Source organism: Vibrio sp. CUB2 (assembly GCF_001557945.1).
In the GTDB taxonomy this organism is placed as follows: Bacteria; Pseudomonadota; Gammaproteobacteria; order Enterobacterales; family Vibrionaceae; genus Vibrio; species Vibrio owensii.
Genome location: NZ_LNRB01000006.1, coordinates 180,185 through 196,198, shown reverse-complemented (window position 1 = coordinate 196,198; position 16,014 = coordinate 180,185). Strand labels below are relative to the sequence as shown.

Annotated in this window: 12 protein-coding genes and 1 tRNA gene; 10 read left to right on the top strand and 3 right to left on the bottom strand. The window is 46.0% G+C overall.

Annotation, left to right across the window (positions count from 1 at the left end):
- Positions 1-143 precede the first annotated feature (143 nt).
- On the top strand, positions 144-1,037 hold the full coding sequence (locus ATB78_RS12025) for a YvcK family protein (protein ID WP_005439666.1): 894 nt from the start codon (positions 144-146) through the stop codon (positions 1,035-1,037).
- A gap of 97 nt (positions 1,038-1,134) precedes the next feature.
- Here the strand turns inward: ATB78_RS12025 and luxU are convergent, their stop codons facing one another.
- The 3 genes from luxU to uvrB form a co-directional block, all read right to left on the bottom strand.
- Positions 1,135-1,479, bottom strand: coding sequence for a quorum-sensing phosphorelay protein LuxU (gene luxU, locus ATB78_RS12020; RefSeq protein ID WP_039842196.1), 345 nt, complete (start codon positions 1,477-1,479; stop codon positions 1,135-1,137).
- Positions 1,476-2,879 (bottom strand): quorum-sensing sigma-54 dependent transcriptional regulator LuxO, encoded by a 1,404-nt coding sequence (luxO, locus tag ATB78_RS12015; RefSeq protein WP_061008769.1) that lies wholly within the window; start codon positions 2,877-2,879, stop codon positions 1,476-1,478. The genes luxU and luxO overlap by 4 nt, the downstream gene beginning before the upstream one ends.
- Positions 2,880-3,204: 325 nt before the next feature.
- The gene (gene uvrB / locus ATB78_RS12010) at positions 3,205-5,235 is read right to left on the bottom strand and encodes an excinuclease ABC subunit UvrB (RefSeq protein ID WP_061008768.1); all 2,031 of its coding nucleotides are present in this window, start codon (positions 5,233-5,235) and stop codon (positions 3,205-3,207) included.
- 559 nt (positions 5,236-5,794) lie between these two features.
- On the opposite strand from uvrB, the gene ATB78_RS12005 reads away from it, so the two are divergent.
- From ATB78_RS12005 to nth, 9 genes are all read left to right on the top strand, one after another.
- Positions 5,795-5,870 (top strand) — tRNA-Asn (locus ATB78_RS12005).
- 389 nt (positions 5,871-6,259) lie between these two features.
- On the top strand, positions 6,260-8,557 hold the full coding sequence (pflB, locus tag ATB78_RS12000; RefSeq protein WP_061008767.1) for a formate C-acetyltransferase: 2,298 nt from the start codon (positions 6,260-6,262) through the stop codon (positions 8,555-8,557).
- A gap of 311 nt (positions 8,558-8,868) precedes the next feature.
- Entirely contained in the window at positions 8,869-9,447 is a 579-nt protein-coding gene (gene rsxA / locus ATB78_RS11995; protein ID WP_005425202.1) for an electron transport complex subunit RsxA, read from the top strand.
- A gap of 3 nt (positions 9,448-9,450) precedes the next feature.
- On the top strand, positions 9,451-10,044 hold the full coding sequence (rsxB, locus tag ATB78_RS11990; protein WP_029790465.1) for an electron transport complex subunit RsxB: 594 nt from the start codon (positions 9,451-9,453) through the stop codon (positions 10,042-10,044).
- 8 nt (positions 10,045-10,052) lie between these two features.
- Positions 10,053-12,896, top strand: a complete 2,844-nt coding sequence (gene rsxC, locus ATB78_RS11985; RefSeq protein ID WP_061008766.1) for an electron transport complex subunit RsxC — start codon at positions 10,053-10,055, stop codon at positions 12,894-12,896.
- The gene (rsxD, locus tag ATB78_RS11980; protein ID WP_009707287.1) at positions 12,896-13,942 is read left to right on the top strand and encodes an electron transport complex subunit RsxD; all 1,047 of its coding nucleotides are present in this window, start codon (positions 12,896-12,898) and stop codon (positions 13,940-13,942) included. The genes rsxC and rsxD overlap by 1 nt, the downstream gene beginning before the upstream one ends.
- 7 nt (positions 13,943-13,949) lie before the next feature.
- On the top strand, positions 13,950-14,588 hold the full coding sequence (gene rsxG, locus ATB78_RS11975) for an electron transport complex subunit RsxG (RefSeq protein ID WP_005536427.1): 639 nt from the start codon (positions 13,950-13,952) through the stop codon (positions 14,586-14,588).
- Positions 14,581-15,273 (top strand): electron transport complex subunit E, encoded by a 693-nt coding sequence (locus ATB78_RS11970; protein ID WP_005439683.1) that lies wholly within the window; start codon positions 14,581-14,583, stop codon positions 15,271-15,273. The genes rsxG and ATB78_RS11970 overlap by 8 nt, the downstream gene beginning before the upstream one ends.
- A 79-nt stretch (positions 15,274-15,352) precedes the next feature.
- The gene (nth, locus tag ATB78_RS11965) at positions 15,353-15,994 is read left to right on the top strand and encodes an endonuclease III (RefSeq protein WP_005439684.1); all 642 of its coding nucleotides are present in this window, start codon (positions 15,353-15,355) and stop codon (positions 15,992-15,994) included.
- Positions 15,995-16,014 lie beyond the last annotated feature (20 nt).

The window sequence follows — 16,014 nt, the reverse complement described above, 5'->3', positions numbered from 1 at the left end:
AAAATACTTAATATTTGTAATGGAATCCAGACTTGAGTGATAAAAAACTCTCTAGAAACACAATTTACCGCTTAGTGAGTACCCCTTTGGCACTCATTAAGTTAAATTGTAGTCGTTTTTTACAAGATTATTAGAAGAACGTAATGAATATCTACACCGATAAGAAAGTGGTCGCAGTTGGCGGTGGTCACGGTTTGGGCCGTATGTTGGCGGCGTTAAAAGATTTTGGCAGCAATGCAACGGGCATTGTGGCCACAACCGATAACGGCGGTTCAACTGGCCGTATTCGTCATTGTCAGGGTGGCATTGCTTGGGGTGACACGCGTAACTGTATCAACCAGTTGATCACCGAGCCATCGATCAGTTCGATGATGTTCGAGTACCGCTTTAAAGGTACTGGTGAACTCGACGGACACAACCTCGGTAACCTAATGCTGACCGCACTGGATAACCTATCGGTACGCCCTCTCGATGCGATCAATCTTATCCGTAACATGCTCAAAGTGGACGTTCACATTCTTCCTATGTCTGAGCACCCTTCCGATCTCACCGCGTTGTCAGTGGATGGGCAGTGGGTGACAGGTGAAACCAACGTTGATGAGATGGACACCGATTTACGTCGCCTCGATCTGTCGCCAGAAGTTCCTGCAACGAAAGAAGCGGTGACTGCACTGGCAGAAGCAGACGTAATTATTCTTGGCCCTGGTAGCTTCTTAACGAGCATCATGCCGCCACTACTATTGCCAGAACTTGGTAAAGCGATTGCCGCTAACCAAAAAGCAAAAGTCATTTTTGTAGCGAACTTAAGCCCGGAATATGGCCCTGCAGGTCGAATGACGATGAAGCAAAAGCTTGAATGGTGTGAGCGCGCTTGCCAAGGCAGAAAAATAGATGTCGTATTAGCCGAAGAGACCGAACAAGAAGTTCTAGATAACTGGAACGTTGTCACTGAATCATTGGCGTCGACTAACCGCGATTGGCGTCACGACCGCGAAAAGCTGAAGCTTGCAATTGAGAGCCAGTTACTCACTGATTAATCATCATTAAGCAAAGTTCATAAAAAAGCCCTTCTACATCGGAAGGGCTTCTTGTTTATATACAGCTGTTATTGCTTTATTTGGTTATCTGAGTTGGTTACTTTGTCCAAGAGCGGTAAGTCTCGCGAGTCACATGCAGTAAATCGAGCATCTCACCAACTTCACTCCCCTGCTCTGCCAACTGATTTGCTTTGGCTTGCTTATCAATGGCAATAGCCAGTTCACACAATCGATCAGCACCAAAACTTGCTGCACTGCTCTTCAACGCGTGGCTTATCTCTTTTAAGTAAACCAACTGCTCAGTACCTACAAGAGTGGATAGGTTGCTGATGTAGGTATCCATTTCCCCAAGAAAAATATCAAGCAAAACAGGAACATTATCACGGCCAATTTCGGCAGAGAGTTCTTCAATTTTTTGCTGATTTAATACGTCCGTACTCATACGTTCTGTTTTTCGTCCTTGCTATTCCAAGCTTGCAACTTGCGATAAATCGTCGATGGGCTGACATCTAAGTAGCCCGCAGCGCGTGGAATGTTGCCTTCACACGCCTGAATCGCCTGCTCGATGGCCATTTTTTCAGTCATCCAAAGCGGCATAATGTCTGACACCGTCATGATTTCAGGTTCAATAAATTTTGAAATCGATTGACGAACCACTGGTTGATTCAGTGGTGGTGGCAGCATGTCCAACGTAATTTCTTTGCCGTTGTTCAGTACCACTATATTGCGCAACACGTTTTGCAACTGACGAACGTTACCCGGCCATTCGTAACTGTTGAAACGTTCAATCACATCTTGTGCAAAACGGATAAAACTCTTGCCTTCCTCGTGAGACATATAGCCCAGTAGCGAATACGCAATTTCAATCACGTCTTCGCCACGCTCACGCAGCGGTGGAAGGTGCAATGGGATCACGTACAAACGATAGTACAAGTCTTCACGAAAACGCCCTTCTTGCACTTCCTTCCAAGGGTCGCGGTTCGTTGCGCAAACAAAACGTACGTCCACACTCTTCATCTTCGAAGAACCGACTTTTTGGAACGTCCCCGTTTGAATGAATCTTAGTAACTTTGTCTGGAGGTCTAGGTCCATCTCACAAAGCTCATCAAGAAACAAAGTGCCACCGTCAGCAAGCTCAGCCGCACCTTGTCGGTCATTTGCCGCGCCAGTAAATGCACCTTTTACGTGACCAAATAGCTCGCTCTCAATCAGATCTTTAGGGATGGCAGCACAGTTAATGGCGATAAACGGCTTATCACCACGTTTGCTTTCTGCGTGAATTGCCTCGGCACACACCTCTTTACCAGTACCACTTTCACCCGTGATGAAAATACTTGCTTTACTGCTCGCCGCCGAGTCAATAGTGCGGTAAACCTGCTGCATGGTTTGGCTACTGCCGATAAAGCCTTGGTAATTTTGGTTGCCCGGATTATCCGCTTCATTTTTAAGCTTGGTAGCTTTACGGATCGCATTATTTACCGTGACGCGTAAACGGTCAGCTTCACATGGTTTAATTAAGAAATCTTGAGAACCATGACGCATTGCTTCTACCGCAGTATCGATAGAGCCATGGGCAGTCATAAAGATAATTGGCACGTCTGGGTGACTTTTCTTCACTGCGTGCAATACATCCATCCCCGTCATATCAGGTAGACGAAGATCGAGCAGAATAAGATCAGGAATACGGTGGTTCAGACTTTCGATTGCGTCTCTGCCTGTACCAACAATATTGATATCGATGCCGAGTGGCGTTAGGTAAGAACGGTACAATGCCGCGACAGATGCGGTGTCTTCTACCATTAGTAGATAACGAGACTTTTGACCTTCTGTTATTTGTTGCATAGCCTAGCCGATTTTTTGTTGTGTTTTAAATAATAATCGCATTACGCTTTGCATTTTGCAAATAATCATTCGTAAGATTGTGGGTATTCTAAATAAACTAAACCGAATATCAACAGGTTAAATTATGGCACAAACCATGCTCTTAAACTAATGACCCCTCGGGTCACCTAGCCAACTGACGTTGTTAGTGAACGATATGTTCACAAAACGAGCCAATAGATCCGACTGCCTATTGGCTTCTTTTTTGTCTGTTGAGTAAGGGGAAAGAAAGTGCCCAAGCGATTTATGTAAACACAAACACTTGGGCATGGAATGAAGCAATCAATCAACTGTTAGCGATGAACTGCTCGCGTAACTTCTCAATCTCGTCACGCTTTTGCGCTGCTAATTCAAATTCCAGATCTTGAGCATGTTGGTACATCGCCGCTTCTAGACGACTGATCTCTTTCTCCAACTGCTGTGGAGACATAATTTCGTAGGTTTGCGAAGGCTCTGCCACTTTCGATAACGGAACTTGCTTAGTGTTCCGTTGACGTTTGGACTTAGTGATATCCCCCAGCTCCATAATGTCTTTGATATTGCGCTTCAAGGCTTGAGGTTCAATGCCCATCTCTGCGTTATATGCTTTTTGCTTCTCACGGCGACGATCCGTTTCGTCCATTGCTTTCTTCATCGATTTAGTGATCGAATCTGCGTAAAGAATCGCTTTACCTTTGATGTTACGAGCTGCACGCCCAATGGTCTGAATCAATGAACGCTCTGAACGCAAGAAGCCTTCTTTATCTGCATCCAAGATCGCCACCAGCGATACTTCGGGCATATCGAGACCTTCTCGCAACAAGTTGATCCCTACCAACACGTCGAACTCACCTAAACGAAGGTCGCGAATAATTTCGACACGCTCAACGGTGTCGATATCTGAGTGAAGGTATCGAACTTTTACATCGTGCTCGTGAAGGTATTCGGTCAAGTCTTCTGCCATGCGCTTGGTTAACGTTGTCACCAGAACGCGCTCATCTTTCGCCGCTCGAATGCGAATTTCAGACAACAAGTCATCAACTTGAGTCGATACCGGACGTACTTCCAATTCCGGATCGAGCAGACCCGTTGGGCGTACAACCTGATCAGCAATCTCATCGGCTGATTTTTCCAGCTCGTAGTTACCTGGTGTCGCTGATACAAATATCGTCTGTGGAGAAATCGCCTCAAATTCTTCAAACTTCATCGGACGGTTATCCAATGCTGAAGGTAAACGGAAGCCAAACTCCACCAACGTCTCTTTGCGCGAACGGTCACCTTTATACATCGCACCAATTTGTGAAACCGTAACGTGCGATTCGTCGATGATCAGTAAACCATCATGAGGTAAGTAATCGAATAGTGTTGGGGGCGGCTCACCCTCCGCTCGACCACTTAAGTAACGGGAGTAGTTTTCGATACCTGAACAGAAGCCTAGCTCGTTCATCATCTCAATATCGAACTGAGTTCGTTGGCTGATGCGTTGCTCTTCTAGAAGCTTGTTGTTATCTAGCAACTGCTTCTTGCGAACTTCAAGCTCATCTTTGATGCTTTCAATCGCATCAAGGATACGCTCACGCGGAGTCACATAGTGAGTCTTTGGATAGATGGTATAACGTGGTAAGTCACGCTGTTTCACCACTCCAGTCAGAGGGTCGAATACGCTAATGCAATCCACTTCATCATCAAACATTTCGACACGGACCGCATCTTGGTCTGATTCTGCCGGAAAGATATCAATCACTTCACCACGAACGCGGAACTGACCGCGTTCGAATGCAACGTCATTGCGAGAATATTGCAACTCTGCAAGACGGCGCAGCATATCACGCTGATCAATCACATCTCCACGACGCAGGTGCAACATCATTTGCAAATACGATTCCGGATCACCCAAACCATAAATAGCCGATACCGACGCTACGATGATCGCATCTTTGCGTTCTAGTAAGGCTTTAGTGGCCGATAAACGCATTTGCTCAATATGAGCGTTAACTGAAGCATCCTTTTCAATAAAGGTGTCCGTCGTTGGAACGTATGCTTCGGGTTGGTAGTAATCATAGTAAGAGACGAAGTACTCTACGGCATTATTTGGGAAGAAGGCTTTCATCTCACCATACAGCTGAGCTGCCAGCGTTTTGTTGGGTGCAAGGAGGATGGCAGGACGCTGCGCTTGCGCAATCACATTTGCCAACGTGAATGTTTTACCTGAGCCAGTTACACCCAATAGCGTCTGATGAGCAAGACCTGCGTCTAACCCTTCCAATAACTGTTTGATAGCGGTTGGCTGATCACCGGATGGTTGATACTCAGAGACCAGTTCATAAACTTTACTCATACCCTTCCTCAAATTTACTGCACTTTGGCTGTATATATATACACCTTATTAGATGAAATCTACGTCTATTTTAGATTTATAGCTCATTGTTACTAATTTTTGTGCTTTCTCTATTTTGATCTAGCCTTAGTCTGGTGACTCTGTTATAGTCTTTCGCCCTACTTGGTGATACTCCCCAAATCATCACAATTTAATTTCCACAACTTTTCCCCAGAAAGACCTAATATTATCCTTTATCCCCAAAAGGCTAAATTTTATCCACTTTAACTAATTCTGCGTCAATCTAAATAAATCACTGTTTTATTTGCTTATTCAGTGCCTATTTCTGCTTAAAAATTCAAAACAAAACAACACTGTTGCATATAAAAGATCTTTACTCAGATCTCATCAACATAGTTATCCACAAATTTGGTGGATAAGTAACTCCAGCCCTTTACTGGCAAGGATTACAAGAAAGTAAAGATAAAATTCCATTATTTTTTACTAGAAATGTGTTTTTTAGGTGTTGACAGAAATATAGGTGCTCGGTAAGATTCGACCCGCTTTCAAGCAAAGCAATTCCTCCTTAGCTCAGTCGGTAGAGCGACGGACTGTTAATCCGCAGGTCGCTGGTTCGAATCCAGCAGGAGGAGCCAAATTCCAGACAAAGCCGTGTCGAAAGACGCGGCTTTTTCGTATCTGCTCCTCTAGAATCTCAGCACAAATAAGCTTAGTAAATACAGTTACACAATCTCTTCATACACACCGCTTCTTCCTAATTCGAATGACGGCAAATCTGCTCATTACTCTGTTTTACTTTTAATTCGCCGATAAATTCACGATACCAAGCATTAAATGTGTGGTTCCAAAAGCAAAAGCCAACCATAAACCTATGATTTAAATATTAATGCATTTTAATCATTTAAAAAATGAAAAGCATTCATTTTACTCATAGATGGTAAGTCCATACGATTGAAAGGGTTAAGAATGGTTCCGTCCTACTCGTCGCCTCCATTCTATTTATCAATAACTTAGGGATTTACTAATGACTATTCCGACGACTGATATGCTTGACGCATGGACTGGATTCGCTGCTGGTGAATGGCAAAATGCTGTCAACACTCGTGACTTCATCCAAAAAAACTACACCCCTTATGAAGGAGACGAGTCCTTCTTAGCTGAGGTAAGTGAATCTACGTCAGCATTGTGGAACCAAGTGCTTGAAGGCATTAAACAAGAAAGCCGCACACACGCGCCTGTTGATTTCGATACCGATCTGCCATCAACGATTACTTCTCACGATGCGGGTTACATCAACAAAGATTTAGAAAAGATCGTTGGCTTACAAACCGAACAGCCACTCAAACGTGCCATTATCGCCAATGGCGGCATTCGTATGGTGAAAAACTCGTGCGAAGTGTACGGTCGAGAGCTAGACCCAACCGTAGAAAAGATCTTCACCGAATACCGCAAAACTCATAACAAAGCGTGTTTCGATCTGTACACCAAAGAGATCCTAGCGTGTCGTAAATCAGGCATCATTACTGGTCTTCCAGATGCTTATGGTCGTGGACGTATCATCGGTGATTACCGACGTATCGCCCTTTACGGTATCGAATTCTTAAAAGCAGATAAAAAAGAGCAATACAACTCAACACAAACTTTCCTAGAGCGTGGCAGTGATCTTGAAAAGACACTTCGCCTGCGTGAAGAGATTGCCGATCAAGTTCAAGCACTTGAAGACATTCGTCAAATGGGTCTGAAATACGGCATTGATATGTCGCTACCCGCAAAAACAGCACAAGAAGCGATTCAATTTACCTACTTTGGCTACCTAGCGGCGGTTAAATCACAAAATGGCGCTGCAATGTCATTGGGTCGTACATCAACCTTCTTAGACGTTTATCTAGAACGCGATATCGCAAATGGTTTGATTGATGAATCACAAGCGCAAGAGATGATCGACCACTTCATCATGAAATTGCGCATGGTTCGCTTCCTGCGTACACCAGAATACGATTCACTGTTTTCTGGCGACCCAATCTGGGCAACAGAAGCCATGGCTGGGATGGGGGTAGATGGTCGCACGCTCGTAACTAAAACGACATTCCGCTACTTACATACATTGCATACTATGGGACCAGCACCAGAGCCAAACATGACGATCCTGTGGTCAGAGCAATTACCAGAGACGTTTAAGCAATACGCAGCAAAAGTGTCAATTGATACGTCTTCCGTTCAGTACGAAAATGACGATCTGATGCGCCCAGATTTCAATAACGACGATTACGCGATAGCTTGTTGTGTGAGTCCACAGATTGTTGGTCAACACATGCAGTTCTTTGGCGCACGAGCCAACCTTGCAAAAGCGCTGCTATACACAATCAACGGCGGCATAGACGAGAAATCTAAAGCGCAAGTAGGTCCATCTGTAGAAAAAGTTCAAGATGAAATTCTCGACTTTGACGCACTAATGCCGCGCTTCGATAACATGTTGGAATGGTTAGCGACTCAATATGTCACTGCGTTGAACATCATCCATTACTCGCATGACCGTTACAGCTACGAAGCGTCATTAATGGCACTGATGGATCGTGACGTACATCGAACCATGGCGTGTGGTATTGCGGGTCTATCTGTGGTGGCAGACTCTTTAGCTGCAATCAAATTCGCAACAGTGAAACCGATTCGCGACGAGAATGGCATCGCCGTTGATTTTGAAATCGAAGGCGACTACCCGAAATTCGGTAACAATGATCCACGCGTTGATGACATCGCTTGTGATCTAGTAGAGCGCTTCATGAAAAAAATTCAGAAGATGCACACTTATCGTGAAGCTGTGCCAACTCAGTCGATCCTAACCATCACATCTAACGTGGTTTACGGCAAAAAAACGGGTAACACGCCAGATGGTCGCCGCGCAGGTATGCCGTTTGGTCCAGGTGCAAACCCAATGCATGGTCGTGATGAAAAAGGAGCGGTTGCTTCGTTAGCTTCGGTTTCCAAACTGCCGTTTGCTTACGCGAAAGATGGCATTTCTTACACCTTCTCAATTGTACCCAATGCATTAGGTAAAGATGAGTCAAGCCAGAAGAAGAACCTTGCAGCACTAATGGATGGGTACTTCCATCATGAAGCAAGCAATGAGGCTATTGCGATTGAAGGTGGTCAGCATCTCAATGTTAATGTTCTCAACCGAGAGATGCTGTTAGATGCGGTTGAACATCCTGAAAAATACCCTCAATTGACGATTCGAGTGTCTGGCTACGCAGTGCGTTTTAACTCGCTAACGAGAGAGCAGCAACAAGACGTTATCAGCCGCACCTTTACAGAAAAACTGTAAATCAATCTAGAAACGTTAACCTTAGCTCATCCCCCTAGCTCATTAGGGGTATGAGCATTTTCTATTTCGTTTTATCCAAGAAATGAAGAGTGAAGCCGCCAGCAAAGCGTGCGTTAAATCAGTGACGAAAATTGCGTTTTCCTTTGTTAACAACCATTCACCAAACTTTTCAATTTCTTATTAATCCATCCACTCACATCACATACACGTATAATTTTCCATCGGGTGCATAAAACCACACCGTTCTTTGGTTGTTATTGGTGTCACAAAACACGATAATATTGGGATCGGATTTTAAGAACGTAATAACTATGACCGAATATATTTTGTTGTTGGTCGGCACTGTGCTGGTGAACAACTTTGTACTGGTGAAGTTTTTGGGCTTGTGTCCTTTTATGGGCGTGTCTAAAAAACTGGAAACAGCAATTGGCATGGGCTTAGCTACAACTTTTGTACTAACGCTCGCGTCTGTGTGTGCATACTTAGTGGAAAGCTATGTTTTACGTCCACTGGGCATCGAATATCTACGAACCATGAGCTTTATTTTGGTGATCGCTGTTGTTGTACAGTTCACCGAAATGGTCGTGCACAAAACCAGCCCGACGCTTTATCGTCTGTTGGGTATCTTCCTACCATTGATTACAACGAACTGTGCTGTTTTGGGTGTTGCCCTGCTTAACATCAATGAAAACCACAACTTCATTGAATCGATCATTTACGGTTTTGGTGCGGCAGTTGGCTTCTCTTTGGTATTGATCCTATTTGCCTCAATGCGTGAACGTATTGCTGCAGCTGACGTACCTGTACCGTTTAAAGGTGCTTCGATTGCAATGATCACCGCAGGTCTTATGTCTCTTGCCTTCATGGGCTTTACTGGTTTGGTGAAGTAGACAATGAGTACTATTTTAATTGCGATCATTGCCCTTGCAGCGCTTGCCGCTGTATTTGGGGCCATACTCGGTTTTGCGTCGATTCGCTTCAAAGTAGAAGCCGACCCGATCGTCGATCAAATCGATTCTATTCTTCCTCAAACTCAGTGCGGTCAGTGTGGCTACCCAGGTTGTCGTCCATACGCAGAAGCGATTGCTAACGGCGATCAAATCAACAAGTGTCCCCCAGGTGGTCAAGCGACCATTGAAAAACTGGCGGATTTGATGGGTGTCGAAGCGGAAGAGTCGGCACACGACCTCGACAACAAAGTCAAAACGGTTGCCTTCATCCATGAAGACATGTGTATCGGTTGTACAAAGTGCATTCAAGCGTGTCCTGTAGATGCGATTGTTGGTGGTACTAAAGCCCTTCATACCGTAATCAAAGACGAGTGTACGGGTTGTGACTTGTGTGTTGCGCCTTGTCCAACTGACTGTATTGAAATGATTCCTGTGGAAACCACCACAGAGAGCTGGAAGTGGAAACTTAACGCCATTCCAGTGGTTAACATTACGGATGCTGCCAATGCAGCGAACGTGACTGATTCAATTAAATAAGGTTTCGTATGTTGTCTTTGATTGAACAAATTCGTACTGGTTCGCTCTGGGATTTCCCAGGTGGCGTGCATCCGGCAGAAAACAAAAAGCAATCCAACAAAACTGAATTGGTTCATGCAGCCATTCCGTCGGAAATCGTCCTACCTCTAAAACAACACATAGGTAAAGCAGGTAATCTATTGATTGCTGTTGGCGACAAGGTGTTGAAAGGTCAGCAACTAACGGCGTCAGACAGTGGCTTTACCGTTCCGGTTCATGCACCAACTTCCGGTCAAGTGACGGCTATTGAGCCACGAACCGTTGCTCACCCATCGGGTTTGAGCGAACTGTGCGCAGTGATTACACCTGATGGTAACGATGCTTGGTGTGAGAAAACGCCCGTTGCCGATTACACTCAAGAATCCGCTGATGCGTTAATCGATGTGATTCGCCTTGCTGGTATCTCTGGCATGGGTGGCGCAGGCTTCCCTACTGCTAAGAAGATCCAATCGGGTATCGCACGTACCGAAATTCTTATTGTCAACGCAGCCGAATGTGAGCCTTACATCACCGCCGATGACAAACTCATGCAAGAACATGCTGACGAATTGATCCAAGGGATCGAGATCGTCGAGCATATCCTTAAGCCAAAACTGACCATCATCGGTATTGAAGATAACAAGCCAGCAGCAATCAAAGCACTGGAACAAGCGGCGATGAACAAAGACATCGTGATCCGCGTTATCCCAACCAAATACCCTTCTGGTGGTGAGAAGCAGCTCATTAAGATTTTGACCAATAAAGAAGTTCCTAGCGGCGCTATCCCTGCCGATATTGGCATCCTGGTTCAAAACGTTGGTTCTCTATACTCAATTAAACGTGCAGTGATCGATGGCGAACCTATGGTCAATCGCATCGTGACGCTTACAGGTAAAACCTTCAAACAACCACGTAACGTTTGGACGCTTCTTGGCACGCCAGTACAAGCACTTTTAGACGAGTTTGGCTACAAAGCAGATAAAAAACTGCAGCGTCTGATCATGGGTGGTCCAATGATGGGCTTTACCCTACCTCACGCTCAGGTTCCTATCACTAAAACGGCAAACTGTATTCTGGCACCGAAACGTCGTGAGATCGCCTCTGACCAACACGAAATGGAATGCATTCGTTGTAGCCAATGTGCTGAGGCATGCCCTGCGTCACTACTGCCACAGCAGCTCCAGTGGTATGCGAAAAGCCAAGAATACGACAAGCTGGAAGAGCTGAACTTAAAAGACTGTATTGAATGTGGTGCGTGTGCATTTGTGTGTCCAAGTGAGATTCCACTGGTTCAATATTATCGTCAAGCGAAAGCTGAAATCCGTACTCGCGCTCAAGAAGCGGCAGCCGCTGAACGAGCTAAACTGCGCTTTGAAGAGAAAAAAGCGCGTATGGAACGCGAAAAAGCAGAACGTGAGAATCGCTTCAAGAAAGCCGCGGATGATCGTCGTAAAGACATGAAAGCATCTGGTGGTGACGATGCGATTGCAGCAGCGATCGCTCGTGTGAAAGCGCAAAAAGAGAACGCTGAAGCGAAAGCCGAGCCAGCAGTGAAACCAGCGGTTGCTGCCGCGATTGCCAAAGCAAAAGCAAAACAAGCTGCAGCGGCTCAATCTGGCGCAGCCGAGCCTGATAACTCAGAAATGGCGAAGCTACGCGAAGAACGCAAACGTCTTGCTCGCGAACGCAAAGCGCAAAAAGAACAAGGCGACGCATCTACGGATAATGCTGACGACAAGAAGTCAGCGGTTGCAGCAGCGATTGCCCGTGCTAAGGCGAAGAAAGCTCAACAAGAAGACGCATCAACACCTGCTGAAGCCGGTGACAAGAAAGCGGCAGTCGCGGCAGCTATCGCCAGAGCTAAAGCGAAAAAAGCACAACAAGAAGATTCGACCGAATCTGTAGAAACGGAAGCTCCTGCTGAACGAGCTGAAGATCCGAAAAAAGCCGCTGTTGCCGCAGCCATTGCTCGTGCAAAAGCGCGCAAAGCTCAGCAAGAAGAATCAACTGAATCTGTAGAAACGGACGCGCCTGCTGAACAAGCAGAAGATCCAAAGAAAGCTGCTGTTGCTGCTGCCATTGCTCGTGCTAAAGCACGTAAAGCTCAACAAGAAAGCCCTACTGAATCTACAGAAGCGGAAACACCTGCTGAACAAGCTGAAGATCCAAAGAAAGCAGCTGTTGCTGCTGCCATTGCCCGTGCTAAAGCGCGTAAAGCTCAACAAGAAAGCTCTACTGAATCTGCAGAAGCGGAAGCGCCAGCTGAACAAGCTGAAGATCCGAAGAAAGCCGCTGTTGCCGCAGCCATTGCTCGTGCCAAAGCACGTAAAGCTCAGCAAGAAGCACATACAGAATCTGTTGAAGAAACGCCTTCTGAAGAATCAGAAGTGGACCCAAAGAAAGCCGCGGTTGCCGCAGCCATTGCTCGTGCCAAAGCACGTAAAGCTCAGCAAGAAGCACAAACAGAATCTGTTGAAGCGGAAGCTCCTTCTGAAGAGCCAGAAGTGGATCCAAAGAAAGCTGCGGTTGCCGCAGCCATTGCTCGCGCTAAAGCACGCAAAGCTCAGCAAGAAGCACAAACAGAATCTGTTGAAGCAGAAGCGCCTGCAGAGCAAGCTGAAGATCCAAAGAAAGCCGCAGTTGCCGCAGCCATTGCTCGTGCTAAAGCACGTAAAGCTCAACAAGAAGCACATAAAGAATCTGTTGAAGAAACGCCTTCTGAAGAGCCAGAAGTGGATCCGAAGAAAGCCGCGGTTGCCGCTGCTATTGCTCGTGCTAAAGCACGCAAAGCTCAGCAAGAAGCGAATAAGAACAATACTGAGGAGAACGAGTAATGTCGTTTTTTATTGCCAGTTCACCACACGCTCACAGCCGTCGCAGCACGCCTGATTTGATGAAATGGGTAGCGCTGTGCGCTATTCCTGGCTTAGTGGCTCAAACCTACTTCTTTGGTTGGGGCACCATCATTCAACTTGTGTTCGCTATTGCGGTCGCAGTGTCACTTGAAGCATTGGTCATGCTTGTGCGTAAGCGCTCTCCAATGCGTGCGCTGCGTGATAACAGTGCCATCGTGACAGCATGGCTATTAGCCGTAGCAATCCCACCATGGTCTCCTTGGTGGATCATGGTTATCGGTTTGATTTTTGCCATCGTTATTGCAAAGCACTTATACGGTGGTATTGGCCAAAACCTATTTAACCCGGCGATGGTCGCTTACGTTGTATTGCTTATCTCCTTCCCTGTCCAAATGACAAGTTGGAGCGCGCCTGTTTCATTGATGTCTGAACACGTGACTTTTGCAGACGCGTTGTCTCTGATCTTCACTGGCTATGACTTTGATGGTTTGTCACTGCAACAAGTTCGCGCTGGTGTGGATGGCGTAACAATGGCAACCCCATTAGATGCATTCAAAACCGGTATTCATACTGGTGCAACGCCAAGTGAGGTGCTTTCACAACCAATGTTTGGTGGACTTGCGGGTATCGGTTGGCAATGGGTAAACCTAGCTTACTTGGTTGGTGGCCTAGTGATGATCAAAAAGCGCATCATCCAATGGTACATTCCAGTTGGTTTCCTAGGCAGCTTGGCACTGTTCAGTACCGTGTTTAGCTTGATCATGCCGGGAGAAACCGCGTCACCAATCTTCCACCTACTTTCAGGTGCAACGATGTTAGGCGCATTCTTTATCGCAACCGATCCTGTTTCGGCATCAACGACCGTGAAAGGTCGTTTAATTTTTGGTGCTCTGATCGGCGCGTTGGTATTCATTATTCGTAGTTGGGGTGGCTTCCCAGATGGCGTTGCGTTCGCCGTTCTGCTTGCCAATATGTGTGTACCGTTGATCGACTACTACACCAAACCAAGAACTTACGGTCACTGAGGTAAACATGTTAACCGCTATTAGAAAAAATGGTCTGACATTGGCGATCTTTGCCTGTGCAACAACCGGTCTTGTTGCACTGACTCAGTACCTAACAAAAGATCAAATTAAGCTTCAGGAACAAAAGCAATTGCTGTCGGTTCTTAACCAAGTGATTCCGGAAGAAATGCATGACAACAATCTTGTTGCGGCATGTACTATGGTCTCTGCGCCCGATCTAGGTACGGTTCGCTCGATGCCAACTTACATTGCCACCAAAGATGGTCAACCAACGGCAATGGCGATTGAGTCCATTGCACCAGATGGCTACAACGGTGAAATCAAAATCATCACCGGCATCGATAACCAAGGCAAAATCCTTGGTACTCGTATCCTAAGCCATCAAGAAACGCCGGGATTGGGTGATAAAATTGATTTACGCGTTACGGATTGGATCTTGAGCTTCACTGGTAAGCAAGTGACAGAAAGTAACTGGAATTCTTGGCGAGTTCGTAAAGATGGTGGCGATTTCGATCAGTTTACTGGCGCAACCATTACCCCTCGAGCGGTAGTGAAAGCGGTGAGAAACACAGTAAACTACGTAAATAAGTCTCGTGATGAGATTCTGAATCAGCCCCTAGACTGCGCAGGAGGCAACCATGAGTGAAAATAAACTGCTAATGAAAAACGGCATGTGGAGCAACAACCCTGCCCTAGTGCAACTTCTGGGTTTATGTCCTCTACTTGCGGTTTCTTCGACCATTACCAACGCCCTTGGTTTGGGTATTGCGACTTTGTTGGTACTTGTCGGTTCAAACCTGACAGTTTCACTGATTCGTAACTACGTTCCAAAAGAAATCCGTATTCCGGTTTTCGTTATGATCATCGCAGCCTTGGTAACTTGTGTTCAACTCTTGATGAACGCTTATGCCTACGGATTGTATCTATCTCTGGGCATCTTCATCCCACTGATCGTAACCAACTGTATTATCATCGGCCGTGCGGAAGCTTACGCCTCGAAGAATGATCCATTGCCAGCAGCATTGGATGGTTTCTGGATGGGGCTCGGTATGACAACGGTATTGGTTGTACTTGGTGCTATGCGTGAACTTATCGGTAACGGCACCTTGTTCGATGGTGCAGACCTATTATTGGGTGACTGGGCTGCGGCACTGCGTATTCAAGTTTTCCACTTCGATAGCAGCTTCTTACTGGCATTGTTGCCGCCAGGTGCGTTTATCGGCGTAGGGCTTTTGATTGCGTTGAAAAACGTTATCGACAGCTCAATTCAGGAACGTCAGCCGAAAGAAGAAAAACCAGCCATTGAGCGCGCCCGCGTAACTAACGCATAATATAAGAATTCTAAAATCAAGGCTCTACCACTCGTAGGGCCTTTTTCATAAACCGCAAAGACGGGTTTGGAAGTCAGCAATGAACAAAGTCAAAAGAATTGAAATTCTCGAACGACTACGAGAAAACAATCCCAATCCTCAGACGGAGCTTAACTGGAGCACACCGTTTGAGTTGCTTATCGCCGTACTGCTTTCTGCGCAGGCGACGGACGTAAGCGTAAACAAAGCAACAGACAAGCTCTACCCTGTTGCGAACACGCCACAAGGCATTCTTGATTTGGGTGTCGATGGTTTAAAGGAATACATCAAAACCATCGGACTGTTTAATTCAAAAGCCGAAAACACCATCAAGACTTGTAAGATCCTACTAGAGAAGCATAACGGCGAAGTACCAGAAGATCGTGCAGCGCTTGAAGCTTTGCCGGGTGTCGGTCGTAAAACCGCTAACGTGGTACTGAACACCGCCTTCGGTTGGCCAACTATCGCGGTGGACACGCACATCTATCGTGTTTCTAACCGTACAAAGTTTGCGATGGGTAAAACCGTCGACGATGTAGAAGAAAAACTGCTAAAAGTGGTGCCAAAAGAGTTTAAGCTTGATGTACACCACTGGCTGATCCTTCATGGTCGTTACACATGTGTGGCAAGAAAGCCGCGCTGTGGTAGCTGCATCATTGAAGATCTCTGTGAATACAAAGAAAAAGTGTACCCAGACGAATAAACCCGTCTGAAACAATCGCT